This is a genomic window from Microbacterium sp. PI-SA-G, from assembly GCF_057215335.1.
Window position 1 is genome coordinate 2,174,113 of sequence record NZ_CM170103.1, and the last position, 24,622, is coordinate 2,198,734.

General features: G+C 69.1%; 30 protein-coding genes. 12 read left to right on the forward strand and 18 right to left on the reverse strand.

What is annotated here, in order from left to right; genetic code table 11:
* Window positions 1–20 precede the first annotated feature (20 nt).
* Window positions 21–236 (reverse strand): DUF2283 domain-containing protein, encoded by a 216-nt coding sequence (locus AC2D10_RS10605; protein ID WP_484707637.1) that lies wholly within the window; start codon window positions 234–236, stop codon window positions 21–23.
* 157 nt (window positions 237–393) lie between these two features.
* Between AC2D10_RS10605 and AC2D10_RS10610 the strand changes: the two genes are divergently transcribed.
* Both AC2D10_RS10610 and AC2D10_RS10615 read left to right on the forward strand, forming a co-directional pair.
* Window positions 394–732: a hypothetical protein gene (locus AC2D10_RS10610; RefSeq protein WP_484707638.1), complete on the forward strand. Its 339-nt coding sequence runs from the start codon at window positions 394–396 to the stop codon at window positions 730–732.
* Between the two features lie 187 nt (window positions 733–919).
* Window positions 920–1,882, forward strand: a complete 963-nt coding sequence (locus AC2D10_RS10615; RefSeq protein WP_484707639.1) for a G5 domain-containing protein — start codon at window positions 920–922, stop codon at window positions 1,880–1,882.
* A gap of 18 nt (window positions 1,883–1,900) precedes the next feature.
* On the opposite strand, the gene AC2D10_RS10620 is transcribed toward AC2D10_RS10615, so the two are convergent.
* Window positions 1,901–2,545 (reverse strand): DUF6226 family protein, encoded by a 645-nt coding sequence (locus tag AC2D10_RS10620; protein WP_484707640.1) that lies wholly within the window; start codon window positions 2,543–2,545, stop codon window positions 1,901–1,903.
* 190 nt (window positions 2,546–2,735) lie between these two features.
* Between AC2D10_RS10620 and AC2D10_RS10625 the strand changes: the two genes are divergently transcribed.
* Entirely contained in the window at window positions 2,736–2,996 is a 261-nt protein-coding gene (locus tag AC2D10_RS10625) for a hypothetical protein (RefSeq protein ID WP_484707641.1), read from the forward strand.
* Window positions 2,993–3,214, forward strand: coding sequence for a response regulator transcription factor (locus AC2D10_RS10630; RefSeq protein ID WP_484707642.1), 222 nt, complete (start codon window positions 2,993–2,995; stop codon window positions 3,212–3,214). Before AC2D10_RS10625 ends, AC2D10_RS10630 begins: the two co-directional genes overlap by 4 nt.
* A gap of 102 nt (window positions 3,215–3,316) precedes the next feature.
* On the opposite strand, the gene AC2D10_RS10635 is transcribed toward AC2D10_RS10630, so the two are convergent.
* From AC2D10_RS10635 to AC2D10_RS10655, 5 genes are all read right to left on the reverse strand, one after another.
* Window positions 3,317–3,655 (reverse strand): hypothetical protein, encoded by a 339-nt coding sequence (locus tag AC2D10_RS10635; RefSeq protein ID WP_484707643.1) that lies wholly within the window; start codon window positions 3,653–3,655, stop codon window positions 3,317–3,319.
* Between the two features lie 89 nt (window positions 3,656–3,744).
* The gene (locus AC2D10_RS10640) at window positions 3,745–4,389 is read right to left on the reverse strand and encodes a hypothetical protein (RefSeq protein WP_484707644.1); all 645 of its coding nucleotides are present in this window, start codon (window positions 4,387–4,389) and stop codon (window positions 3,745–3,747) included.
* A gap of 68 nt (window positions 4,390–4,457) precedes the next feature.
* Window positions 4,458–5,225, reverse strand: a complete 768-nt coding sequence (locus AC2D10_RS10645) for an alpha/beta fold hydrolase (RefSeq protein WP_484707645.1) — start codon at window positions 5,223–5,225, stop codon at window positions 4,458–4,460.
* The gene (locus tag AC2D10_RS10650; protein ID WP_484707646.1) at window positions 5,222–5,752 is read right to left on the reverse strand and encodes a PadR family transcriptional regulator; all 531 of its coding nucleotides are present in this window, start codon (window positions 5,750–5,752) and stop codon (window positions 5,222–5,224) included. Before AC2D10_RS10650 ends, AC2D10_RS10645 begins: the two co-directional genes overlap by 4 nt.
* A 49-nt stretch (window positions 5,753–5,801) precedes the next feature.
* Entirely contained in the window at window positions 5,802–6,416 is a 615-nt protein-coding gene (locus AC2D10_RS10655; RefSeq protein ID WP_484707647.1) for a MerR family transcriptional regulator, read from the reverse strand.
* A gap of 70 nt (window positions 6,417–6,486) precedes the next feature.
* Here AC2D10_RS10655 and AC2D10_RS10660 point away from each other — a divergent pair, with 70 nt between their 5' ends.
* Entirely contained in the window at window positions 6,487–6,996 is a 510-nt protein-coding gene (locus AC2D10_RS10660; protein ID WP_484707648.1) for a DUF4188 domain-containing protein, read from the forward strand.
* 12 nt (window positions 6,997–7,008) lie between these two features.
* Here the strand turns inward: AC2D10_RS10660 and AC2D10_RS10665 are convergent, their stop codons facing one another.
* From AC2D10_RS10665 to AC2D10_RS10675, 3 genes are all read right to left on the reverse strand, one after another.
* Window positions 7,009–8,271, reverse strand: a complete 1,263-nt coding sequence (locus tag AC2D10_RS10665) for a DUF3500 domain-containing protein (RefSeq protein WP_484707649.1) — start codon at window positions 8,269–8,271, stop codon at window positions 7,009–7,011.
* A gap of 76 nt (window positions 8,272–8,347) precedes the next feature.
* Window positions 8,348–9,115, reverse strand: a complete 768-nt coding sequence (locus AC2D10_RS10670; RefSeq protein WP_484707650.1) for a 3-keto-5-aminohexanoate cleavage protein — start codon at window positions 9,113–9,115, stop codon at window positions 8,348–8,350.
* 5 nt (window positions 9,116–9,120) lie between these two features.
* Entirely contained in the window at window positions 9,121–9,348 is a 228-nt protein-coding gene (locus tag AC2D10_RS10675; protein ID WP_484707651.1) for a DUF2188 domain-containing protein, read from the reverse strand.
* Window positions 9,349–9,541: 193 nt separating this feature from the next.
* Between AC2D10_RS10675 and AC2D10_RS10680 the strand changes: the two genes are divergently transcribed.
* Window positions 9,542–10,966, forward strand: coding sequence for a serine/threonine-protein kinase (locus AC2D10_RS10680; RefSeq protein ID WP_484707652.1), 1,425 nt, complete (start codon window positions 9,542–9,544; stop codon window positions 10,964–10,966).
* 471 nt (window positions 10,967–11,437) lie between these two features.
* Here the strand turns inward: AC2D10_RS10680 and AC2D10_RS10685 are convergent, their stop codons facing one another.
* From AC2D10_RS10685 to AC2D10_RS10695, 3 genes are all read right to left on the reverse strand, one after another.
* Window positions 11,438–12,631 carry a MalY/PatB family protein gene (locus AC2D10_RS10685; protein ID WP_484707653.1) on the reverse strand — a complete coding sequence of 398 codons (1,194 nt, stop codon included), beginning with the start codon at window positions 12,629–12,631 and terminating at the stop codon, window positions 11,438–11,440.
* A 389-nt stretch (window positions 12,632–13,020) separates the two neighbouring features.
* Window positions 13,021–13,173 (reverse strand): hypothetical protein, encoded by a 153-nt coding sequence (locus AC2D10_RS10690; protein ID WP_484707654.1) that lies wholly within the window; start codon window positions 13,171–13,173, stop codon window positions 13,021–13,023.
* A 689-nt stretch (window positions 13,174–13,862) separates the two neighbouring features.
* Complete coding sequence (locus tag AC2D10_RS10695) at window positions 13,863–14,321, reverse strand: VOC family protein (RefSeq protein ID WP_484707655.1); 459 nt, start codon at window positions 14,319–14,321, stop codon at window positions 13,863–13,865.
* 105 nt (window positions 14,322–14,426) lie between these two features.
* Between AC2D10_RS10695 and AC2D10_RS10700 the strand changes: the two genes are divergently transcribed.
* The 6 genes from AC2D10_RS10700 (at window position 14,427) to AC2D10_RS10725 (ending at window position 20,058) form a co-directional block, all read left to right on the forward strand.
* Complete coding sequence (locus tag AC2D10_RS10700) at window positions 14,427–15,389, forward strand: helix-turn-helix transcriptional regulator (RefSeq protein WP_484707656.1); 963 nt, start codon at window positions 14,427–14,429, stop codon at window positions 15,387–15,389.
* 229 nt (window positions 15,390–15,618) lie between these two features.
* Entirely contained in the window at window positions 15,619–17,946 is a 2,328-nt protein-coding gene (purL, locus tag AC2D10_RS10705; protein ID WP_484707657.1) for a phosphoribosylformylglycinamidine synthase subunit PurL, read from the forward strand.
* Entirely contained in the window at window positions 17,946–18,152 is a 207-nt protein-coding gene (locus tag AC2D10_RS10710) for a hypothetical protein (protein ID WP_484707658.1), read from the forward strand. The genes purL and AC2D10_RS10710 overlap by 1 nt, the downstream gene beginning before the upstream one ends.
* Window positions 18,153–18,439: 287 nt before the next feature.
* A complete protein-coding gene (locus AC2D10_RS10715) occupies window positions 18,440–19,162 on the forward strand; it encodes a DUF2786 domain-containing protein (RefSeq protein ID WP_484707659.1) in 723 nt (240 codons plus the stop codon).
* A gap of 66 nt (window positions 19,163–19,228) precedes the next feature.
* Window positions 19,229–19,579: a TraR/DksA family transcriptional regulator gene (locus tag AC2D10_RS10720; RefSeq protein ID WP_484707660.1), complete on the forward strand. Its 351-nt coding sequence runs from the start codon at window positions 19,229–19,231 to the stop codon at window positions 19,577–19,579.
* Between the two features lie 41 nt (window positions 19,580–19,620).
* Window positions 19,621–20,058 carry a VOC family protein gene (locus AC2D10_RS10725; protein ID WP_484707661.1) on the forward strand — a complete coding sequence of 146 codons (438 nt, stop codon included), beginning with the start codon at window positions 19,621–19,623 and terminating at the stop codon, window positions 20,056–20,058.
* A 283-nt stretch (window positions 20,059–20,341) separates the two neighbouring features.
* Here AC2D10_RS10725 and AC2D10_RS10730 read toward each other — a convergent pair whose 3' ends face one another.
* The 5 genes from AC2D10_RS10730 to phnD are packed head-to-tail and all read right to left on the reverse strand — an operon-like array spanning window position 20,342 to window position 24,363.
* Window positions 20,342–20,968: a TetR/AcrR family transcriptional regulator gene (locus tag AC2D10_RS10730; protein WP_484707662.1), complete on the reverse strand. Its 627-nt coding sequence runs from the start codon at window positions 20,966–20,968 to the stop codon at window positions 20,342–20,344.
* A complete protein-coding gene (locus AC2D10_RS10735) occupies window positions 20,965–21,723 on the reverse strand; it encodes a tyrosine-protein phosphatase (RefSeq protein WP_484707663.1) in 759 nt (252 codons plus the stop codon). The genes AC2D10_RS10730 and AC2D10_RS10735 overlap by 4 nt, the downstream gene beginning before the upstream one ends.
* Complete coding sequence (gene phnE / locus AC2D10_RS10740; RefSeq protein WP_484707664.1) at window positions 21,720–22,595, reverse strand: phosphonate ABC transporter, permease protein PhnE; 876 nt, start codon at window positions 22,593–22,595, stop codon at window positions 21,720–21,722. Before phnE ends, AC2D10_RS10735 begins: the two co-directional genes overlap by 4 nt.
* Entirely contained in the window at window positions 22,592–23,464 is an 873-nt protein-coding gene (gene phnC / locus AC2D10_RS10745) for a phosphonate ABC transporter ATP-binding protein (RefSeq protein WP_484707665.1), read from the reverse strand. Before phnC ends, phnE begins: the two co-directional genes overlap by 4 nt.
* Window positions 23,461–24,363 carry a phosphate/phosphite/phosphonate ABC transporter substrate-binding protein gene (gene phnD / locus AC2D10_RS10750; protein ID WP_484707666.1) on the reverse strand — a complete coding sequence of 301 codons (903 nt, stop codon included), beginning with the start codon at window positions 24,361–24,363 and terminating at the stop codon, window positions 23,461–23,463. The genes phnC and phnD overlap by 4 nt, the downstream gene beginning before the upstream one ends.
* Window positions 24,364–24,622: the final 259 nt, after the last annotated feature.

Sequence of the window (24,622 nt, forward strand, 5' to 3'; positions counted from 1 at the left end):
GCGTCTGGCAGTCACTGTAGTCAGGGGCGACCGATCTCGTCGATGGGTCCGACGGTCTTCGCCACGAACAGGACCTCGATGCCGACGATCCGTCCGGCGCTGTCGACGTCGACGTAGACCGGGAGCTGCAGCGGGCCAGCCTCGAGGTCGATGGTGCGATCGGTGGATGCGTCCCTGAGGTTGATGTCTGCGGCGTCGACATCGGGGTCATAGGTGAACTCCAGTTTCCTCTTCATGGCTCCTACTCCAGCGGTTCTGTACGGACGCAGCGGCAACCACGCCCGAGTGTCGAGCAGCCACCGATATGTAGCATCCGCGCGTCTTGCCCTGTCCTCATATGTGGTCTTGACTCGGCAGAACAGCAGGTGCGTTGACTACACCGAAGGGACCCCCATGTTCGGACCAGGACTCGACCTCACCGCCCTCGTCACGTGGCTGCTCCTCGCCGCCGTCGTCGCAGTGATCGTTGTCGTCGTGCGCAGCACTCGGCCCGGCGGCCTGCGAGCCTTCGGCTGGATCTCCGTTCTCGGCAGCGGCCTGCTCGCGTTCCTCAGTGCATCGGTGGCGACGAGCCCGGTGCTCCTCGCACTTTTCGTGTGCTGCGGCAGCATCTTGGTGATCAGTGCAATCGTCATGGCGGCTCGCTGGATCAGTGGCGCTCGACGGATTCGCGAGCAGGCGCAGGGCGATGGGATCGCCCACGAGACCGCATCGCCGAAGACGGTGGAGTGATCACTGGAGTCACTCGCCTCCGATTTCTGGCGCCTCTCCTCGGCACCCACTTCGTCTTCGCTGCGGCGCCTACACGCTGATGATCTGACGTCGCTCTTGTCCGCACCACCGATATTCCGCTATACAGAGCTGTGGCGCACTGGGGCGTCGCACGCGACTCGTCGCCTCACCCGAGAGGTGCATTGCCATGACTCTGCTCCCGCCTGCCTCCTGGCAACCCGATCCGCATGACCCGATGCAGCTGCGGTGGTGGGACGGAGCACAGTGGACATCCGCCGTCGCGCCGGTCCCCGCAGCTCCAGGCGGCGCACCGCTCTCGGCAGCACCTGAACCGCAGGCCGCCACCGCTCCGAAGAAGCGCGGCCGCGCCTGGCGCATCACCGGCATCGTCGTCGGAGCACTCGTCGTCGGCGGGATCCTTGCGCGGATCTCGCCCATCGCGATCCTGCTGACCGCTCTCGTCGTCGCGGGCATCGCGCTCTTCGTGATGATCTCGCGCCCGCTCCCCGCACTCGGACTCCGCTCGCGGACCTCGGGTGGGGCAGCACTCGGCGTCGCGGCACTGCTCGTGCTCGGCGGCGGGATGGCGAGCGCCAACTCCACGCCGGTGTCGCCGACGGCATCCGTGGCTCAGCCGCTCGCCAGTGCGCCGACTGCCTCGGCGACGCCGACGCCCACTCCGACCCCGAAGACGACCGTCGTGACCGAGACGGTCGAGACGCCGATCGCGTTCGAGCGCTCCACGGTCGATGATCCGCAGCTCGACCAGGGCGTCAGCGCGATCGCGATCGTGGGTGTCAACGGAGTCCTCGTCACCACCTACAGCCTCACGATGGTCGACGGCCTGGAGGTCGCGCGCGAGGTTGTGAGCGAGGTCGTGCAGACGGCTCCGGTGCACGAGGTCACCGCGATCGGCAGCAAGGCTCCGTACGTGGCGCCGCCGGCTCCCGCCGCACCCGCACCGCTCGTGCAGCAGAACAACGGCGGATGCGACCCGAACTACAGCGGCGCATGCGTGCCGATCGCGAGCGATGTGGACTGCGCCGGTGGAAGCGGCAACGGCCCCGCGTACGTGCAGGGGCCCGTCACCGTCGTGGGGTCAGACGTCTACGACCTCGACCGTGACGGCGACGGAATCGCCTGCGACTGAGGTCTCGCAGCGTGGCGGTCAGGCACCGTCGGGCTTGAGCGGCCAGGCGGCCCATCCCTCCGGCAGGTCGCGAAGGATCCGCTTCGCCGCCGTGATGCGTTCCTTCGAGGCTTCACGTGATCGCCCGCTCCGGGCGCCGCCGTCGGGAAAGCTCGAGGAGTACTCGACCCACGGGTTGAAGCCTCGCTCGACGTTCTCGCGGTAGTTGCCCGTGACCACCGCGAACACCTGCTTCTCGAGGTCGTCAGCCTCGCCGTCCCAGGTGGAGTCGCATGCGTCGCATCCGCACACCGGGTAGTAGAAGTCATGCAGCAATCCCGCGTGAACGTAGACCGCGGGGTAGGCGGTGAAGACGAGGGTCAGCGTCGCACACGACGGATCGCCCGGCCGAATCCGCACCGCTCGCACGATGTCGGGCTTGGAATGCAGCAGGTCGGACGCGACCTCCACCCCTTCGTCCACCTCGACGTCATACGTCTGACGCAGATGCTCGATGAGCGCGTCGGCGACCTCGTGGAGCGGAGCGAAACGCTCGAGGTGCGTCTCGACGGAGTACGAATCCTCTGGGGGTGACCCCTCCCAGCGACGCCCGTAGTCGATGATCGCGCCCGATGCGTCGCGGAAGATCGGCGCATCGATCGGCGGGCGGACGTACGGATTCATCGAGCCATCCTCCCGCAACGGCTGGCAGCGGTCCACCAATGATCTTCTATCTTGTCCAACAACCACACGTGTCCTCATATGTGTGCTTGACTGCCTGTGGGGAATGGGACTCGGCCGGCAGAGCGAGTCGGCATATGAGCGCGTCCGCGTCTTCGGACGGACAGCAGCTCAGCATTAGGAGGGTGACCGGATGAACGCAGGCGAGCGCGCGAAAAAATGGTCCCTCGTCGGGATCGAGCTGTTGCTGCTCGGAGGCGTGATCGCCTTCATCGCCGGCGGCCTCATCGCCGAGGGCGTGGTGCGAGCAGATGAGCGCGGCACGTCGGGGAGCCCGAGCGTCCTGCTGCTGCTCCTGACTGCGGGCGGCGCGGTCATCGCGCTTTCGGGACTGATGACGGTCATCGTCCATGGAACGAAGTGGCGGATGGCACGGGCCGACGCGCGAGCATGAGCGTGCCCGCACGACTCCCCGAACTCACCTCTCGCGAGACCACGGTGCTGGAGCAACTGGGACGCGGCAAGTCGAACGTAGAGATCGCGGAAGCTCTTCACCTCTCGGAGAGCACAGTCAAGACTCATCTCGGATCGATTCTGACCAAGTGGGAAGCGCGTGATCGACTTCAGGTCGTTGTGCTTGCGGCGTCGGCGGGACTGCTCACGTTCGAGTGATCCCGCGCTTCCTCCGTCCTCTGCCCAGACCGCGACCAGCCGGGAAGCCGGGATGCGGCATCGCTCCGGGCCACCCTGGGGCTGCAGCAAGCCGGGCCGGGCTCAGTCCCTGCCGGCATCTCGCCTGCCCGAACGCGCGGACAGCACCAGGAGAACCCGCCGCCAATACGGCTCGACCAGGAACAGCGGTTCCTCTCGACGTGCTTCCGCCGAGACCAGGATCGTCGTGACCGGCGCGAGGATGGCCAGCAGCGGACCGGCCCACAGTGCCGCCGTCCCGGAGAGCGCAGCGATCCCCACGACGGCCAACGCGGTCAGTATCCCCGCGGCCGTTCCCGCCCAGGCGAACGGCCGTCGCACGCTGACGCCGAACATCAGGCCCGAACTCACGGCAAGCGCGGCGATGAGCAGGTGAGTGAGAACCGCTGGGCCATGCGTCATGTGAACCACATAAGCACACATGTGGGGACAGTCGTGATATCTCGGAGACCGACGCGCGGGCGCCGTTCAGAACGCCCCGGAGAGGCCGACTACCCCCTGGCGCTCCGCCGCCGCCACGCCACCGCGAACACCACGGCCGCGAGCAGGAACACCACGCCGTAGATCATGCGTCCGACCGGAGGCAGCGCGAATTGCGGCAGCGCCAGGGCGGCCAGCACTCCGAGCGGCCAGGTGCCCCACGCCGCAGCCCCGGCGCGCGAGGCGACGATCGCCACGCACACCATGCCCGCTGCGACCAACAGCAGCCCGACGCCGAACAGCATCACGGCGACGCCGTTCATGCGGATGCTGCTGCTCAACGCGACCACATCGATCGACGATTCGGCGAGCGCCGCACGCCCGATCTCGTGCAGGGCGAACGTCTCGGCACCGTAGTACGGCAGCACGAGGGCGGCGCCGATCGCGGTCCCGAGCCGAGCGATGCGCGCCACCGGCGACCGGCGTCGCACCGAGTGGTCACGCAGACCCGACTCCACGACGGCATACGCGAGGAACGCCAGCACCACGAACGCCGCAGCTCCCGCGACGTGCGCGATGAGCCAGCGCGGGTCGGCGAACGCCTCGGCCATCGCCGCAGGCTCCTCCGTCACATCACCCCACGGGCGCACGAGCTGGAACGTCGCCATCAGCACCCCGGCGATCACGGCATACACGGGCACGACTCGTTGCGGCATCCGCTCCTCCTCCATCAGACTGCGTCGTCGAGGCTAGGCGGGCCTGGTGAACGGCGGTGGAACGACCCTCAGCCGACTGCGTCGCGCGGCACGGTCTCGCGATCGACGAAGTCGACGATCGTCTTCGTGAACAGCTCGGGGTCCTGGATGCTCCACACATGGCGCATCTTCGGCGCGATCCACGTGCGCGTCTGGGGCATGGCCGCTGTCAGTGCCGCGAACGCCCGCTGCACGTCGCGGGGCTCCTTCTCTCCGGCGATGGCCAGCATCGGTCCCGTGTAGTCGAAGGGACCTGCCGGCATGGATCCCGCGAAGATCTCGCCGTACATGCGGGTCGCCGTCCCACGGCTGACACCCCGGCCGGCAGCGATGAACTGCTCGTGCGCATCGGCGGGTATGCGGAAGAGCTGCGCCTGCATCTGCCAGAACCACCGTCGATCCCACGCGCGCAACTGCAGCTCGGCCAGGCGCCGCTGGTGGCCGCCGATCCCGACCATCATCGCCCCGGTGACCAGGCACGAGCGCACGACATCGGGATGCCGCGCCACCAGGTGCACGGCGATCACCCCGCCCATCGACAGCCCGACCACATGCGCTCGCCCGTCGACCGCGCGCTCACGGATGATCACCGCGATGTCGTCGGCGGCGCCATCCAGCCCCGGCCATGCCTCACCGGCGCGGCCGTTGAAGCCGATGATGTCGGGCGTGATCACGTGCCGACCGGCGAGCGCATCGACCTGCGGCGCCCACATCCAGGCGCCGACGTTGCCGCCGTGCAGCAGGATGATCGACTCGCCCGCGCGCTCGCCGTGCTCGATCGGGTACCCGGCGTTCATCGGTCGTCGCCCTGCGCGATGACCCGTCGGCGGGTGGCTTGCAGCCAGTTCAGCTCCGCCTCGCCCTGTGCGATGCCCGCGTCGAGCGTCGCCATCCGCAGCACGGCACCGAGGTCGCCCTCGGCCGTGGGGAGCGCGCGCAGCTGGTCGAGCCCTGCACGGATCGCGGCCTCGCGCTCGTCGAGGAGCGCGATCACTCCGTCGACGCCGAGCGGTGCGGCGAAGAAGAGCCGGGCGAGGAACGGCTCCTTCGGCTTCAGGTGTTCGAGCGGCGCACGCAGCCACGCGGTGAGTTCGGCGCGGCCGGCGTCGGTCAGCGAGTGCACGCGGCGATCGGGCTTGCCCTGCTGCGGGATCGTCTCGGTCGTGATCGCGCCGTCGGCCTCGAGCCGGTCGAGCGTGCGATACACCTGCGACTGATCGGCGTTCCAGAAGTGGGCGACCGACCTCTCGAACGCGCGACCGAGGTCGTACCCGCTCTGGGGTGCGACGTCGAGAAGGCCGAGGATGGCGTGGCGGAGTTGCATGGTCATAGAGGACCACACATATATAGGACCGCGCAGGTATTCTCGAGAATCAGACGGCTTGCGTCCCGAACCGCTCCCCCGACACGATCTGCTGCGCGACCCGTCGGAGCGCGAGCAGAAGCGGCTCGACGAGCACCGATCCGAGCACGACGTACCCGACCGCTGCTTCGGCGGACTCGGTCGGGACCCCGGCGATCTCGGCCTCGGCGATGTCGCGGATGCTCTTCAGGTACACGGGCATCGTTGCGACGGGCACCTCGAAACCCGCGCTTTCGAGGCGCTGCAGCGCGACGGCGACGCCGTGCAGCACGGCTTCACTGCAGCGACCGGGCGTCCAGCCGAGACCTTCCACGAGCTGCTCGGCGGCGGTGAGATCGAGTGTGTCGTCGATCGCGGGCGTGACCGCGGCGTGGGCAGCGCCGAGCAGGAAGCCGGGATTCTCGGGCGGATTGTCGAGCGCGTGCAGCACGCGTCGCGTCTCGGCGACGCTGACCCCGGCATCGAGCAGCGCGCGGATCACCCGGAGCCGCTGCACGTGCGCCTCGCCGTACGCGGCCTGCGTCGGCGCGGTGCGCTCGCCCTCGGGCAGCAGATTCTCGCGCAGGTAGTACTTGATCGTCGGCACCGTCACCCCGGTGCGCGCGGACAGTTCAGAAATTCTCATGGCCACCTCTTGACTTCGATAGTAGCGCTATCCATTATGGATAGTGCCGCTATCGAGTACAGGAGACACCATGTCGAAAGTCGTCCCCGGACGCATGACGCACCGCCACGAGGGCGAACTCGTCGTGTTCCACATCGGAATGCAGATCAACCGCTGGTGGCGATTCGACCAGTGGATGCCCGTGTTCTCGGCCATGCCGAAGATGCTCACCGAACTTGCCACCGACCCGGATTCGGGCCTGCTCGGGTTCCATGTGCTCATCGGCGGTGGCGGGCCGTACATCGTGCAGTACTGGTCGTCGATCGACAAGCTCTACGCCTACGCGTCGAGCCCCGCGCAGGAGCATCGCCCCGCCTGGACGGCCTTCAACAAACGCGCCCGCAAGGCCCCGGGCGCCGTCGGCATCTGGCACGAGACCTTTCTCGTCGAACGCGCCGAGAGCATGTACGTCTCGACGAAGCCGATGGGACTCCCGGCCGCCACCGAACTCGTCGAGGTTGGACGCCGGCACGATCGGGCGCAAGCGCGGTTCGACGACGGGCGGACGGCGGCGGCGCAGCATCCCGAGGTTTCGGGGTGAGGTGGTGACGATTCACTCCCCGGGAGGAGTCCCGCCGGCCGGCCCGCCCATGCCGCCAGACGCCGCCTGCTGCGTCACGCTGTTCGCGTAGTCGTTGCGGGGGTCACGGTAGATCGTGTGCACGTGGCCCCAGCCGGAGGTGTTGACGCCCGCGACATCCGCCCCGGCCGACCCCTGCTGCGCGGCGAACTCGATGTAGACGTCGGGGCCCGAGATCTGGAAGTAGATGCCGTCACCCTCGGTCATGTCGTAGACGGTCGCGCCCGACCAGTTGATGTACGTCTCGTCGAGCGTCGCCTCAATGGTCGCGAGTGCGTCGGCCGTGGTCTCTTCGTCGGCCAGGCCCACCCAGTTGGCGATCACAGCGAGCAGCAGCTGCTTCTGCTCGTCAGTCAGGTCGGCTCCGAGCAGCCCCGTGCCGGTCGGATAGTCGCACGTGCTGCCGGGTGCGCACACCATCGCCGCGGTCTCGGTGCCCTGGTAGAGCTCGGCCTTCTGCTCTTCGGTCAGGCTGTCGTAGAACGCGAACGCGGTCTCGTAGATCGTGCCGAACGGCTGCACCTCGTTGCCGTCGGCGTCGGTGTAGACCGCGGGTTGCACGCCCAGGTGCGTCGGCGCGAACGTGATGGCGTCGGTGGCTCCGTCGAGAGTCGCGTTGATGCCGAGGTGGTGCCCGCCGAACTGCACCTCCCACGCACTGCTGTCGCTGGGGTCGCCGAAGAAGGCGATGCAGTACTGACCGAGCGAGTCCTCGGTGCTCGAGCTGTTGTCGAGCAAGTACTGGTCACCGTTCATGATGCCGACGACGGTCGCGTAGCCCTCGTCGCTCAGCAAGCCCTGCAGCACCTCGAGCGCGGCGGTCTTCTGCTCGTCGCTCAGGTCGGCGAGGTTGACACCCGCACGCTCGACGAACGTCACGGGAAAGTTCGACCACGACGTCGTCTTGCTCTCGTCGTCGTAGGAGTACAGCACGGCCTCACGCTGCTCATCGGTCAGTATCGCGAGAAACGCCTCGGCGGCGGCCGTGGTGCTCGAGATCGTCTCGGCGGTCGTCGTCGCGGTCGTGCCGTCGGCGGTCGATGTCGTCTGCGATGTCGAACTGGTGGCGGTCGCGGTGTCGGTGGTCGCCGATACGGTCGTCGCACAGCCGGCGAGAGCCACGGTCATGAGAGTGATGCCGGTGGTGAACGTGATGAGTGGATGCGCGCGTCGTGCGGATCGGTCGGACTGCGCCTCGCGGCGCCGGAAGCGGGGGAGGTGGTTCGGAGTGGTCATGAGAACGATCGTGCACGGCGCCCTCAGGTGGATGCTATGTGCAATCTATGTTGTTTCTATGAGGCTTGCCCAGCGCTCAGCGGGGCATGCGCCGCACGGCCGCGCGCACGAGCGCCGCATTGCCCGGGGCGCCCTGACCGTCGGGCAGCGTGAGACAGTCCTCGAGTCCCATGCGGGTGTCGAAACCGTGCTCCACCGCCAGATCGAACGCCGGCCACGACGAGCTCTCTTCGCCGTGCAGCAGGATCGGGATGCCGGGGGCGACCCGCCGCGCGTGTGCGATCAGCCCCTGAGCGTGATCGCGCACCACCTCGGCGGCCTCGTCGGGCAGCTCGATCAGCACGCGATGGCAGGCCTCGGGCTGGTCGGAGTGACGCCAGGCCTCCAGGCCCGCGCCGTCCCAGATGCCGGCTTCGACGCCGACGCCTCGGCCGCGCAGAGCGGCAGCGACAGCATCCGCCCCGGCCTCGTGCCAGTTGACCGACGCGTAGTCCGGAAGCTCGGTCCACCCCTCGATCGCGGCGACCCGCCGATCGACGTCGGGCTCGGCCCACTCGGCGGTGGTCACCCCGATCGGCACGCCGGGGCACGCAGCGCGGATCGCCCGCAACCACCGTGCGACATCGTCGGGCGCGACGCTGTCTCGGCCGGCGGCATCCTTCGGGTGCATGTGGATCTCGTGCGCCCCGGCCTCGATCGCTCGCGCCGCGTCGGTCGCCACGACCGTCTCGTCGGCACTCAGCCACGGATGCTGCGCCACATCACGCGCGCCGTTGATGCACGCCTGCAGGATGATCGCACGCGGGCCGGCCCCGCCGTCGGTGTCGGTGTGGGTTTTGGGCACAGCGGTCAGCCGATGATGTCGCGGGGGTGGCGGTCGAAGGCGCTCTCGTCCTGCGACGGGCCCTCCTCGGTGCGCACGGTGTGGGCGACCTGCCGGGTCATCGCCGCACTGCGACCGACCTTCACCGCCTCGTCTTCGGTCTCGAAGCCGGAGCCCAGAGCTCGCGACTCTCCCTCGATCCGGTTGAACCAGATGCCGTCGCGCTGATACGTCTCGATGTCTCCTGCAGCCATGCGGGGATCCCTTCTGTTCGTCTCCTTTCTACGATGCCCGATGCTGTGATTCGAGCCCCTTGACACGCGATGCGGGCCGCACGCGGCGGTGAGAATCAGTCTTTCGGCGGGGAGTCAAGGGACAAGACGCACCAGAACGGCCCCGTTACGTTCAGATCATGCCGGATCGCCCTGCATTGACGAGGAGCCCCCGATGACGTTGGAAGTGATGTCGCCGACCGAGGCTCTCCTCGACGGTCGGTACATTCTGAAGGAGCCCGTGGGCAAGGGCGGCATGGCCACCGTGTACCGCGCGGAGGACTCCCATCTCGGACGCACGGTCGCGATCAAGATGATCCACCACGACGACGCCATGGACTCGGCCGACCGCGCGCACACCGAGAAGACCGTGTTGGCCTCGCTGAGCCACCCGTCGCTGGTGACGCTGTTCGACGCGCAGCTCGACCCCGGACGCCCGCAGTACCTCGTGATGGAGTTCGTCGACGGACCCACACTCGGTGCGCGCATGGCCGTCGGGCCGATCCCCGGACCGCAGCTCGCACGCATCACTCGCGACCTGGCGCAGGGACTCGCCGCCGTGCACGCGGCCGGCATCGCGCATCGGGACGTGAAGCCCTCGAACGTGCTCATGACGCACGTCGGCGATCGCGACGGGGAACGCTGGGTCGCGAAGCTCGCCGACTTCGGCATCGCTTGCGAACTCGGCGGATCACGCATGACCACGCCCGGCATCGTGCTCGGCACGCTCAGCTACATGGCACCCGAACAGCTGCGCGACACCGACCCCGGCACCGCGGCCGACATCTTCTCGCTCGGCCTGGTCGTGCTCGAAGCGTTGACCGGCGAACAGGGCTACCCCGGACTCGGTTCGGGTCGGTCGGCGGCGATCGCGCGGCTGATGAACGCGCCCACGATTCCCGAGACGGTGGACGACGAGTGGCGTGCGCTGCTGGAGCGGATGACACGGCTCGAGCCCAGCGAACGGCCGACCGCGCAAGAAGTCGCGCAGGCGGCGCGCGACCTCGAGCGCAGTGGAGCGGTCGGGGTGGGTGCGGCTTCGGTGGGTGTGGGTGCGGCTGTGCCGGCTCCGGTGGCGGCTGCGGCGGTGGCGGTGGCGCAGCCCCGTTCGCGCGCGGGTTCGCGGCCTACCGTGGCTGAGGAGATGGCGGAGTCACCGTCATCCGCCTCGAGGACCAGGGCAACGGCGGTCATCGCACCCGTGCGCGCATGGCAGAGAAGCCGCCGGGCGGTGCTCGGCGGACTCGGGGTGGTCGCTGTTGCCGGACTCATGTTCGCGGGGTCGACCCTGATGGCCTCTCCGGAGGCTGACGGCGCACGCTTCGTGTCGCAGACCACCGTGCGGACGGCGGCGCCTGTGGAGAACGTGGCCGAGACGCCCGTGGTGACCGAGCCCGTGGTGAGTGAGCCGGTGGTACCGGTGACGCCGGTGACCCCTGTGGAGACGGTGGAGACCGTGGATACCGCGACGGATGACGGGAACCAGGGGAATGGGAACGGGAACCCTGGGAATGGGAATGGGAACCCTGGGAACGGGAACCCCGGGAACGGGAACGGGAACAAGCCCGACAACGCCGGGAAGCCGGACAAGAGCAAGTAGAGGTTGCTCCGGGCTCCCATGCAGGGGACGCAACTGGCCGCATCCCACCCGCCGAAGCGACCATATGTGACACCTGCCTTGGGGCAGTCGAGCGCGCACCGGAGCAGGGGCTGAAGTGGCCGCATTCCACCCGCGGAAGCGACCAGATGTGACACCTGCCTAGGTGCAGCCCCTGCGCTCACGCCATCAGGGGACTCAACTAGACGCATTCCACTCGCCCAACCGACCAGATGTGACACCTGCCTAGGCGCAGCCCCTGCGCTCACCGCAGCAGCGGACTCAACTAGCCGCATCCCACCCGCGGAAGCGACCACATGTGACACCTGCATAGGGCAACCCCGGCGCGCACCGCAGCAGCGGACTCAACTGGCCGCATCCCACCCGCCCAAGCGACCACATGTGACACCTACTAGATGCGCAGGGGGCCTGTATGGCCGGCATTCCACCCGCCGAAGCGACCAGATGTGACAGCTAGCCTGGAGGCCGTCCGCCCCACGCCCCGCGCCCCCGTACGGCCGCGCCCATCGCGGCGAACGCGTCAGCTAGTACGGGACGCGGAGTCGCGAAGACCACGCGTACGAACCCCTCGTATCCGCGCCCGAGCAGTCGCCCCTCGGTCAGCACGACGTCGGCCTGCTCGCGGAAGAACGCCGCGGGCGGCCCGTCGATCTCGAGCTCGCGGACGCCGATCCAGCCGATGTATGTCGCTTCCGGCATCCGGTACACGGCACCGGGTAGCTCGTCCGCGATCAGCCCACCCAGCGCATGACGTGAATCGTCGAGATACCCGATCACGTCGTCGAGCCACGGCTTTCCCGCGCCATACGCGGCGGTCGACGCGACCACGCCCAGTGTCGCCGCTCCGTGCTGCACCGCGAATCCGAATCGACGGTACAGGTCCTGGTCGGCGTCGTTCGAGGTGATCAGCTGCGCGGTCTTCAGCCCGGCGATGTTCCACGCCTTCGACGCGCTGGTGCCCGTGATCGTATGGGATGCCGCGGCATCCGACACCGCGGCATACGGCACGAACGGGTGACCGGCATATCGCAGCGGTGCGTGGATCTCATCGGCGAAGACCCGTCCGCCGTGACGCTGAACGATCTGCGCGATCGCCTCGAGTTCGGCGCGGTCGGCGATCGTGCCGGTCGGGTTATGCGGATTGCAGAGCACGAGCGTGCGGGCCCCGGCGGCGAACGCCTCGTCGATGCGCTCGAGGTCGTGCCGCCAGCGTCCGTCGATCTCGATCCCGGGAACTTCGACCACCGGATGCCCCACCGTCGGCAGGTATGTCAGAAACGGCATGTACGCCGGCGTCGGCACGATCACGGCCGAGCCGGGCGGCGCGTACTCCTGCACGGCGACGCCGAGAGCGGCCATCACATCCGAGACCGGGTGCACCCGCTCGGGATCCACCGGCCAGCCGTATTCACGTAGCATCCACCCGGCCGTGGCCTCGCCGAGATCCGCCGCGACGGGAGGGGCGAGGTATCCGAGATTCTCGTCGTGGATCGCGCGCTGCAGCGCCTCGGCGACGACCGGCGCGACTCCGAAGTCCATCTCGGCGACCCAGGCACCGATGTGCCCGGGGTGCAGACTCCACTTTCGGCTGTGCGGCCGATCGAGTTGCGCGCGCGATCGGGCGTCGAAGGGGTGCGGCGTGGTCATGGTGGTCGTCAGCTCACGCGCACAGACAAGAGCGCTGGCCGTCATCCGCGAACCGACGCGCGTCGCTGTCAATGTTCAGGGTCCTCGTGCGCGGAAGACTCCCGGTGGTCGTGGTCTGAATCTCGGTCACGGGTAACTCCTTCGCGGCGGGTTCCGACCAATCTACGGACGGCCACGGACACGCGCATGTCGCGTGTCCGTGCGTGACGTGGGGCTGTTTGGGGGAGTCGCGCGGTCGGGGGACGCAGATGGCCGGTTTCCGCGGGGTGATGCGGCGATCTGCGTCCCCTCGCCTCAGAGCAGGGGACTCATCTGGCCGCTCGAGGGACGTGGATGCGGCTATTCGCGACCCCCGCGACCTATTCGTCGGAGCGCACGCTAGTCAGCCCCTAGCATCCGCCCGTCGGCTCGCGCGCTTCGCGCCCGGATCGCCTGATGCTGACCGCGGAATGCAGATACGCGACGGCGACCGCGAGCAGAACCGCGGCGACTCCGAGACGCACGACGAACGGCACGGCCCGCCCGACCCCGTCAGCACCCACGCGCTCTGGATCGCGAACAGCGCAGACATCACCCCGCTCGCGAAGGCCGACGTTGTCATCCGCCACCACGGCCGCGGCGCTGAGCTCTCGCCCAAGCCGCGGAAGCAACGGGCGGAGAGCGCGACAATTCCGCCCCAACCCGCGATAGCCCAGACAGCCGCCGCAGAAAGGTTGCCGGCGGCCGCGAGCAAGACCCCGCCCATTCCCACGAGCACCGCCGCGCTTATAACGACGCCGAACTTGCTCTCTGCGGACCTGAATCGCATGAGTGGATCCCTTCGCTCTCGGTTCGGTGTGTGTGGACATGGGCCAGTGTAGTCATGCGACTACGGATGGCAATATTCTGCGGTGGCGTGATGGAGTGGGGAGTTGGGGAAAGGGGCGTGGATGGCCGCGTAGCCCCCGCGGATGTGGCCATCTGAGTCTCCTCCCTCGGAGCAAGGGTCACATTCGGCCGCTTCAGGGGCGTGGATGCGGCCATTCGCGACCCCTCACGCGGACACGCACGCACCTCCCCAGAGCAAGGGACGCATCTGGCCGCTTCAGGGGCGTGGACCCGGCCATTCGCGACCCCTGCGCAGGCACGCACGCACCTCCCCCCGCGCAAGGGTCACATGTGGCCGCTACAGGGGCGTGGATGCGGCCATTCGCGACCCCTTGCGCGAGCCCGCCACCCCCCGCCCCGCGCCTCAGCCCTGGCGCACGTCCAGCACCCAGGTCACACCGAAGCGGTCCGTGAGCATGCCGAACCCAGCCGACCAGGCCGAGGCGGCCAGCGGCTCCACGATCTCGGCGCCGTCGGCCAGTGCGTCCCAGTACCGCGCGATCTCGTCGAGCGTGTCCCCCTGCAGCGACTGGAAGAACGTGCGATCGGTGACCGTGGTGCCGTTCTCGCGTCGGGTCGTCCCGGCGGTCGCTGCGGCGTCGGCGTCATCCTGCCCGGGGATGTCGTAGGCCATCAGGCGGATGCCGTCGGCCGAGGCGACCTGGCCGAACACGACCTTGTCGGCTCCGGGAACGCCCGCCGGCATGCCGAAGTCGCCGTACGTGGCGATCGTGACGTCTGCGCCGAAGACGGATCCGTAGAACTCGAGCGCCTGTCGTGCGACGCCGCGGAAGTTGAGGTGCGTGGTGGTGGTGAGAGTCATGAGATGCCTTTCGAAGAGTGTCGCGACGGGCGATTGTGCCGTCAGGATCCACGATCACAGCAGTAGAGGTCAGATTCGGTCCGCTACTCGACGCAGAATGGAGATATGACCGGAAGCTCCTCGCGCATGCTCGCGCTGCTGTCGCTGCTGCAGTCCCCGCGCGAGTGGCCGGGCGCCGTGCTCGCCGACCGCCTCGACATCAGCGTGCGGACGGTGCGACGCGACGTCGATCGTCTGCGCGAACTCGGCTACCGGATCGGCGCGATCAAGGGGCCCGACGGCGGATACCGCCTCGAGGCGGGGTCGGAGCTCCCGCCGCTGCTGTTCGACGACGAGCAGGCCGTCGCGATCGCCGTCGCCCTGCAGAACGTGCCCTCCAGCGGCATCGACATCGATGAGGCCGCTTCCCGCGCGCTCGCGACCGTGCGGCAGGTGATGCCGTCGCGGCTGCGGCATCGGGTCGACGGCATCCGCTTCACGGGTGAGGCGAACAGCATCCGGGTCGATCCGGCCGTGCTCGAGGCCGTCAGCGCGGCGACGCGTGACCGCCATGTGCTGCGCTTCGACTACGGATCACGCACCGACCGCCCCGCCCGGCGCACCGAGCCGCACGCCGTCGTCGCCCGCGAGGGCCGTTGGTACCTGCTCGCGTGGGACCTCGAGCAGGCGGACTGGCACACCTTTCGACTCGACCGGATGACCCCGCGCATCCCGACCGGCCCCTCGTTCACGCCGCGTTCCCTGCCCGCGGCCGATGCGCAGACCTACCTGGCCGCGCGCGCCAAGGGGTCGGATGCCGAGGACCGCTGGCCGTGCACCGGTGTGGTCGAGCTCGATCTTCCGGCGCGCGACGTCGAGCCGTGGATCGGCGACGGCACCCTCGAGGCGATCGACGAGGCGTCGTGCCGGATCACGGTCGGCTCGTGGTCGTGGACCGGAGTGCTCGCCGCGGTCGCGCGCTTCGATGCGCCGTTCCGGGTGGTCGGGCCGGCGGCGCTGCGCGATGCGGCGGAGGTATTGGCGGGGCGGTTCGGCGCAGCATCCGTCGGCGCGGGCCAGGCGCACTGACTCGCCAGGGGTCGCGGACGCAGCAGGGGCCGCAGATGGCCGCTATGGATGCTGTGACCCGGCCATTCGCGTCCCCTCCCCAAGCCCACTCACTCCGCAGGGGCCGCAGATGGTCGCCATGGATGCTGCAACCCGGCCATCTGCGTCCCCTCCCCCCGTCCCACCAACCCCCCACTCCCCGCCCCGGTAGACTGAAGACGCCCCGCCGGCCCCTTCCTTTGGAGTGCGCGTGACCACCGCCCCTGCACCTGTCCACAAGCACGTTCCCGATTCTGTGGAGAACGCCACCGCGACGCCCGAGAAGGAGCAGCCGTACGGCGCCCTCGGCCTCAAGGACGACGAGTACGCCCGCATCCGCGAGATCCTCGGCCGCCGCCCCACGTCGGGCGAGCTGGCGATGTACTCCGTGATGTGGTCGGAGCACTGCTCGTACAAGAGCAGCAAGAACTACCTGCGCCGCTTCGGCCAGAAGGTCTCGGATGAGATGAAGGAACGCCTCATGGTCGGCATGGGGCAGAACGCCGGCGTGGTCGACGTCGGCGAGGGCTGGGCCGTCACGTTCAAGGCCGAGTCGCACAACCACCCCAGCTTCATCGAGCCGTTCCAGGGCGCGGCGACGGGTGTCGGCGGCATCGTCCGCGACATCATCTCGATGGGCGCCCGCCCGGTCGCCGTCATGGACGCCCTGCGCTTCGGCGCGATCGACCACCCCGACACGGCCCGCGTCGTGCACGGCGTGACGAGCGGCATCAGCTTCTACGGCAACTGCCTCGGCCTGCCGAACATCGGCGGCGAGACGGTCTTCGACTCCGTGTACCAGGCGAACCCGCTGGTCAACGCGCTCGCGGTCGGCGTGCTCCGCCACGAAGACCTCAAGCTCGCCAACGCGACCGGCGTCGGCAACAAGGTCGTCCTCTTCGGCGCCCGCACGGGTGGCGACGGCATCGGCGGCGCCAGCATCCTGGCATCCGACTCCTTCGACGAGTCCGGCCCGACCAAGCGCCCCGCGGTGCAGGTCGGCGACCCGTTCGCCGAGAAGGTGCTCATCGAGTGCTGCCTCGAGCTGTACCGCGGCGAGCTCGTCGAGGCGATCCAGGACCTCGGAGCCGCCGGCATCTCGTGCGCCACGAGCGAGCTCGCCGCCAACGGCAACAGCGGCATGAAGGTGTCGCTCGACAACGTGCTGCTGCGCGATCCCTCGCTGACGGCCGAGGAGATCCTCATGTCGGAGTCGCAGGAGCGCATGATGGCGATCGTCGCGCCCGAGAAGCTCGAGGCATTCATGGCCGTCGTCGACAAGTGGGAGGTCGAGACCTCGGTGCTCGGCGAGGTCACCGGTGACGGACGCCTCATCATCGACTGGCAGGGCGAGCGCATCGTCGACGTCGACCCGTCCACCGTCGCGGTCGACGGCCCCGTCTACGATCGCCCGGTCGCATACCCGACGTGGATCGACGCGCTGCAGGCGGATGCCGCCGAGAACCTGCCCCGCTCGTCAGACCCCGAGGTGCTGCGCGAGCAGTTCCTCGCGCTGGTCGCATCGCCCAACCTGGCCGACACGAGCTGGATCACCAACCAGTACGACTACTACGTGCTCGGCAACACCGCCCTGAGCTTCCCGGATGACGCGGGCATGATCCGTGTCGACGAGGAGTCGGGACTCGGCTTCGCGATCTCGACCGACGCGAACGGCCGCTACAGCCAGCTCGACCCCTACGTCGGCGCGCAGCTCGCCCTCGCCGAGGCGTACCGCAACGTCGCCGTCACGGGCGCCGTCCCCACCGCCATCACGGACTGCCTGAACTTCGGGTCCCCCGAGAACCCCGAGGTCATGTGGCAGTTCGGCCAGACGGTCGACGGCCTCGCCGACGGATGCTTCGAACTGGGCACGCCCGTCACCGGCGGCAACGTGTCGTTCTACAACCAGACCGGCGACGTGCCGATCCACCCGACCCCGCTCGTGGGCGTGCTCGGGATCATCGACGACGTCTCGCGCCGCATCCCCTCGGGCTGGCAGGACGTCGGTCAGAACATCTACCTGCTGGGCACCACCGCGACCGAGCTCTCGGGTTCGGCGTGGGCCGACGTCGTGCACCAGCACCTCGGCGGACGCCCGCCCGCCGTCGACCTGCCCGGCGAGCGGCGACTCGCCGGACTGCTCGCGGCAGCGCGCGACGAGTGGCTGATCTCGTCGGCGCACGACCTCTCTGAGGGAGGGCTGGCGCAGACCCTCGCCGAGGGCGTCATGCGGTTCGGCGTCGGAGCCCGCGTGTGGCTGAACCCGATCATCGAGCGCGACGGGGTGGATGCCGCGTCGGCACTGTTCTCGGAGTCGAGCGGTCGCGTGATCGTGACGGTTCCCCGCGAGGACGACGTGAAGTTCCAGGGCCTGTGCGAAGGACGCGGATACCCCGTGCTGCGCATCGGCGTGACCGACAGCGAGCCTCAGCTCGAGGTGCAGGACGCGTTCACGGTCTCGGTCGCCGAACTGCGTGAGCGCTCGCAGGCCACGCTGCCGTCGTACTTCGGTCCGACCGTGACGGAGCCGGTGGCGTGATGAGTGACCTCGAGCGTCGTGACGCCGGTGGCGACGCGGAACGTCGGCGCGAGTCGGGGCGGCCGGAGCGGCCGGAGCTGAGCGAGGACTACGGCGATCTCGGCGAGCGTCGCAACCGGCGGATCCGGGTGGTGGCGTGGACCGTCATCATCGCGCTGATCCTCGGTGGCGGCGGCGCGACGGTGATCTCGCTGATTCCTTGGTGATCTGAGGGACTCGGGGCTTTCGGGCGTGCGGCGTCGGCGTGCGGCGTTCGGGGGGAGATCTGCAGTTCGGAGGTCTCGTCCGCGTAAATCCGCCTCCGAAGCGTCGATCTCCTCCGCACCGAAGGCACTCGGTCGCGCCCGTGACTCATCAGCGCGCCCGCCGGTCACCGCGCGACTTCTCCTCCACCTCCACCTGCCGCGCACGACTTCTCCCCCGATCGCGCACCGAGCCGCTCGAATGTAGGTGCCCCCGCGGAGGATCGACGCATCACGAACAAGGGGGACGCATGAGCGAGGGCAAGCTGGATCTGATCGCCAAACTGCTGGCGAAGGCCGAGAGCACGACGCCGGAGGAGGCCGAGGCGCTCACGGAGCACGCCGAGCGGCTGATGGTGAAGTACGGCATCGAACAGGCGCGCATCGATGAGCGACGAGCGCAGCAGGGGCAGTCGCGCGAAGAGATCGTTCAGGAGCACGTCTCGTTCTCCGGCTCCTACGCCCGCGACATGCGCGAGCTGGGCATCGGCGTCGCGCGCGCTCTCGGCACGCTGCGGCTGCTGCAGGCCGACGTCGGCACTGTGTCGATCCTGTATCTCGTCGGCTACGCGTCTGATGTGCAGCAGGCGCGGGTCCTCACGGCGAGCCTGCAGGTGCAGGGGATGGTGGCGATGCGCACCTGGTGGGCGGCCCAGCGCGAGGACTACCGCTGGTGCAGCGAGAGCGATCGGCGCCGTGCGCGCAGCGGGTTCATCCGGGGCTTCGGCGCCGGGGCGGCGAGCCGCATCGCCGAGAGCAGACAGTCGATCATCGACGACGCCGGCAGCGGGACCGATCTGGTGTTGAGTTCGCGCCGCGATCGGGTGGATGCTGTCGCCGACGCCATGGGCTCCCGCCGGGCGCGCGCGCGGCAGGGAGCGGATGCCGGCGCTTTCGTGCACGGACATCGGTCGGGACGCGTGGCGCACACCGGGGGTACGTCCGTGTCGGCCGGTCGCGGAGTGACGCGGTGAGGTCGGGTTGAAACGCGTGCGCTCGCGTTCGCCGGCGGTGTCGGAGCCCGGGCGTACAGTTTCGGGATGACCATCGACCTGCGCGCGCTGTTGGCGGAGCGTCGTGCACAGGCAGCGGCCCGGGTCGCGGCGACCTCCGCGGCGCTGTCCGAACTGATGCACGACCGCGAAGGCTCGAACGACGACGACGAGCACGACCCCGAGGGCGTCACGCTGTCTTCCGAGTGGTCGCGTCTGACGGGGCTCGCCGAGGCCGCGGCATCCGAACTTCGACAGGTCGACGACGCGCTCGCTCGGATGGATGCCGGCACGTACGGCACCTGTGCGAACTGCGGTCGGCCGATTCCGGAGGGGCGGCTCGAGGTGCGACCGTTCGCAGAGCACTGCGTCGCGTGCGCCGAGAAGCTCGGGCGCTGACCTCCTTCTGCCGGCCGCGTGCGCTGAGTAGCATGCGACTCATGAGCATCAGACTCGAGAATGTCGGCATCGCGGTGCGCGATCTGGAAGAGACCATCTCCTTCTTCACCGACCTCGGGCTCACGGTCCAGGGGCGCGACGAGGTGAGCGGAGAATGGGCGTCGACAGCGGTCGGGCTCGATGGCAACCACGCGAAGATCGCCGTGCTGCAGACGCCCGATGGGCAGGGCAGCATCGAGCTGTTCGAGTACATCCATCCGGAGGCGATCGAGACGGAGCCGACGCTGCCGAACGAGATCGGTATGCACCGCATCGCGTTCTCCGTGGACGACATCGAGGAGTCGCTCGCGATCGCCGCGCGGCATGGATGCTTCCCGCTGCGAGGAGTCGCGAACTACCAGGACGTGTACAAGCTCACGTACCTCCGCGGCCCCAGCGGCATCGTGGTGATGCTCGCGCAGGATCTCACGAAGCGCTGACCCTCGCTCGCCGCGCGGGAGGGGTCACACATGGCCGCATCCTGCCCGCTGAAGCGACCATTCGCGACCCCACCTGAGCAGCGCGACGGCACGCCCACGCGGCAGGGGTCATACATGGCCGCATCCCGCCCGCCGAAGCGACGATTCGCGACCCCACCTGAGCAGCGCGACGGCACCCCCGCGCGGCAGGGGTCACACATGGCCGCATCCTGCCCGCTGAAGCGACGATTCGCGACCCCTCCCCAGGCAGCGCAACAGGCACCACAACAGGCACCCACCCCCCTCACACCACCATCCCGCGCCAGATCACCTCGATCGCCGCACGCAGCCGCGCGACCACGGCGGGGTCGTCGATCCGGTCTCCGCGCACCACGAGTTGGTAGTACGCAGCCCCCGCGATCGCGTCGAAACAGGCCTCGATGTCGAGGTCGTCGCGCAACTCACCCCGCGCGATGCCCGAGCGCAGCGCGTTGTGCAGCGGCACGCGCCGACGCGACACGTGCGACTCCCAGTACGCCTTCTGCAGAGCGCGGTCCGACATGACCAGGCGGATGCGCTGGCGGAAGCGCTCCTCGGAGTATCCGGGTGCCGACGGCGCAACACCTCCGTCGCCGAGCCCGAGCCCCGCGAGCAAAATCTCGTGCAGATCGTGCCCCTCGGGATACTCCGGCGGAAGTTCGCGACCCACGTCGAGCGCGGCCGCGATCAACGTCGTGAGCGAGGGCCAGCGCCGGTACAGCGCCGCCCGGCTCACGCCGCTCCGCGCGACCACGCGCGACACGGTCACCTCGACGCCCTCATCGATGATCGCGAGCGTCGCCGCGACGATCTGGCCGTCGATGTCCTCATCGCGCGGACGCCCGGGGCGGCGACGAACCGCCGTCCCGGCATCCGTCTGCGTCAGCGTCACGCGTCGAGCGCCCGCGCGCGCAGTCTGGCGATCGTGTCGTCCGAGAGCCCCGCGGCGCGCAGCGGCGCCAGCGGATCGCCGTGCCGTTCGCGCAGCGTGTCGAGCAGAATGCGCATCGACACGTCCATCGGCCCGTCGAGGCTGACGCGCATGCGCTCCTCGTCGAACCCGATGCGGGCGAGCAGCGGTCCCATCACTCCGCGGGTGCGCTGCATGATCGCCGACATGTTCGGCCCGGTGCGCGCGTAATCCGTGACGATGTCGTCGTCAGATGCCCCGAGCGCCAGCAGCAGCATCGCGGCGAGCACACCGGTGCGATCGCGGCCGGCGGCGCAGTGGAACGCGGTCGTGCCGGGCGAGTAGGCGATCACGTTCAACGCGGTGACGAGCTGGGGGGCCGCAGCATCCACCATCGCGAGGTACGACGCGCCCATCGACTCGTGCGTGAACTCCCGGTGCTCGCGCATCGAGTCGCCGACGTTCGCCATCAGGGCGATGTGGTGGTACGTGACCGCGCGGGTGGCGAGCGGTCCGCGTCCGCTGATCTCGACCTCGTCGTTGGAGCGCAGATCGATGACGGCGGTGAGTCCGTTGGCGACCAACTCGTCGGCGACCGCGTCGGTCACGAGCGCCAGATCGTCGGTGCGGATCGCGAGCCGACTGCGCAGCACACCCCCGTCGACGGCGATGCCGCCCAGGTCTCGCAGGTTGACCGGCGCGCTCAGCTCGATCAGCGGGGCGTCGATGATGCTCATGTGATTCTCCTTCGGATGAGGGCGCTGCCCTGGTCGATCACCGTGACGAGCACGATGATGCAGATGATGATGGCGCTGAGGTGGCCGTAGTCGTACATGCGCATCGCGGTGGTCAGCTCGAGGCCGATGCCGCCGGCGCCCACGAGGCCGAGGATGGTCGCGCCACGCACGTTCCCCTCGAACAGCAGCAGCGTGTACGAGGTCAGCAGCGGCGCTGCCTGGGGCAGGATGCCGTACTGGATCACCTGCCGCTTCGACGCGCCGACCGCCTCCATGGCGACGACGGGTCCGCGATCGACCTGCTCCATCGCCTCGGCGAAGATCTTGCCGATCGACCCGATCGAGCCGAGGGTCATGGCCAGGATGCCGGCGAACGGTCCGAGCCCGACGGCCGAGACGAACATCAGCGCGAAGACCAGGTCGGGTACCGAGCGGATGACGTTCATCACCCAGCGCGTCGGGTAGTACAGCCAGGCGGGGGCGATGTTCGACGCCGCGCAGACCGCCGCGAAGAGCGCGAGCACGGCGCCCAGCACGGTGCCGACGACCGCCATCTGGAACGTCTCGAGGAGCAGCGCGAGGATGGTGCCGATCTTCGAGAAGTCCGGCGGGAACAGGCGCGAGAGGAACTCGCCCATGTTGACGGTGCCCTCGCCGAGCTTGACGAAGTTGAACTGGGCGCCGTTGAACGACCAGATCAGCAGCAGCACCGCGACCGGCAGGCCCAGCAGGAAGCGGGCGCGCGGCACGCGGAACGCGCTCTCGAGTCGCGTGCGCTCCGCGGCGCTGAGCACGGGCTTGGCGGTGGACCGGCCGGAGCCGGTGCGCGCCGCGCGGTCGGGCCGCGGCTTCGGGTCGGCCGTCGTGGTCATCGCCGTGCTCCTTCGGGGGTGTGGTCCTCGTCGTTGTCGTCGTCGTCATAGAGCGGAGCGAGGGCCGCGGCATCCAGCTGCGACGTCGCACCCGACACCAGCACCTCGCCGTGACGCAGCCCGATGATGCGGTCGCTGTGCGCGAGCGCGAGCGGCAGCACGTGCAGGCTCACGAGCACCGGGATGCCGTCGTCGGTGGCGATCTCACGCAGGAGTTCGAGCACCGAGTCGGCCAGCTTGGGATCGAGTGAGGCGACCGGCTCGTCGGCCAGGATCACCTTCGGCTGCTGCATCAGCGCGCGGGCGATCGCCACGCGCTGCTGCTGTCCGCCCGAGAGCGAGCGGGCGGGCTCCGACGCCTTGTGCGCGATGCCGACCCGGTCGAGCAGCTCGAGCGCGCGCCGGCGGTGGGCGCTCGAGAATCCACCGACCATGTTGATGGGTCCGGCGCCGTGCAGCGCGCCCGTGAGCACGTTGGTCAGCACGCTCAGGCGCGGGATGAGGTTGAACTGCTGGAACACCTGACCGACATCCGACCGCAGGGTGCGCAGCTGACCGCGACCGAGATTCGTGACGTCGTGCCCGGCGACACGCGCCGAGCCGCCCGCGATCGGCGCGAACCCGGTGAGACTGCGCATCAGCGTGGACTTTCCCGACCCCGACGACCCGAGCAGCGCGACCATCTCTCCGGGGAACAGGTCGAGATCGACCCCGTCGAGCACCGTGTTCTCGTCGTACGCGACGGTGAGGTCACGGACCGTGACGAGCGGCAGCGCCTGGCGCAGCTCGGCGGTCGAGGTGCGCTCGACGGACGGGCCCGTGGGGGCGGATGCCGCAGCATCCGCCCCCACGATCGACGGTGTCGTCACTTCAGGTCCTCGAGCTCGACGCCCGCGACCGCGGCGATCTCGGCGAAGGACGCGAAGTCCGCACCGGCCGGGTCGACCTTCAGCGGCGACGCGGCGAAGGATCCGTAGGCGCCCAGCTGCTCGGCGTTCTCGGCCGAGAAGACCTCGGCGATGCCCTTCTGGATGAGCTTGCGCGTGTCGGCATCGAGCGACTGACGCCCGAGGACCGCCCCTTGGATGCTCATCGCCGGGCTCTCGCCGACGCCGCGCCACTCGCCCTCGGCGAACGGGAACATCGGTGCGCCGAGCTCGGTGAGCATGACGGCGGTGCACGCGGCATCCACCTGTCCCTGCTGCAGGGCGGCGAAGCTGCCCTCGTGGCCGCCGGCGAAGATCGCCTCGTAGTCGGTGTCGCGCTCGAGGCCGGCCTCGTGGAGCATGTAGACCGGCATGAAGTAGCCCGAGCTCGATGCCTGGTCGGCGAAGGCGACGGTCTTGCCCTCGAGGTCCTCGACGGTCTGGATCGGCGAGTCGTTCAGCACGACGCAGGTCGAGACCGGCTTGCCGTCGCCCTCGAACGCGACCAGCGCGTCGACCTCGCCGGTGTTCACGGCGAGCGCCGAGGGGAAGCCGCTCATGATGCCGATGTCGACGTGGTCGGCGCGGATCGCCTCGACCACGCTGAGGTAGTCGGGCACATCGATGACCTCGACCTCGCGGCCGGTCGCCTTCTCGAACAGCTCGGCGAACACCTCGATCGGGTTCTCGGCGGTGGGGTCTTCGCCGACGGGGAGCGTGGCGATCGTGATGGGGGCGTCGGGATCGGCGGGGGCCGCCTCGGCGCTCGGGCTCTGGCATCCGGTGAGGGCGAGGGCGGCGAGGCTGAGCAGGCCGACGGCGGGCAGGGTGAGGCGGCGCATGATGACCTTTCGGGAGGGATGGCCCCGGAATTCCGAGAACATCGGTATTCCAACTCCTGAAGATGTCGCGCAATTACGAGACCGCCGTACTCGGAACCGAACGCTGCGTGAACGGCTGGTGACGGAGGTGGGGGTGGTGTGTTGTTTGGGGCTCGCGAGGGGTCGCAGATGGCCGCTGAGGATGCTGGGATGCGCCCATATGCGACACCTGCGCGCAGGGCGGGGACTGGCAGCGCGCAGGAGGGGTCGCAGATGGTCG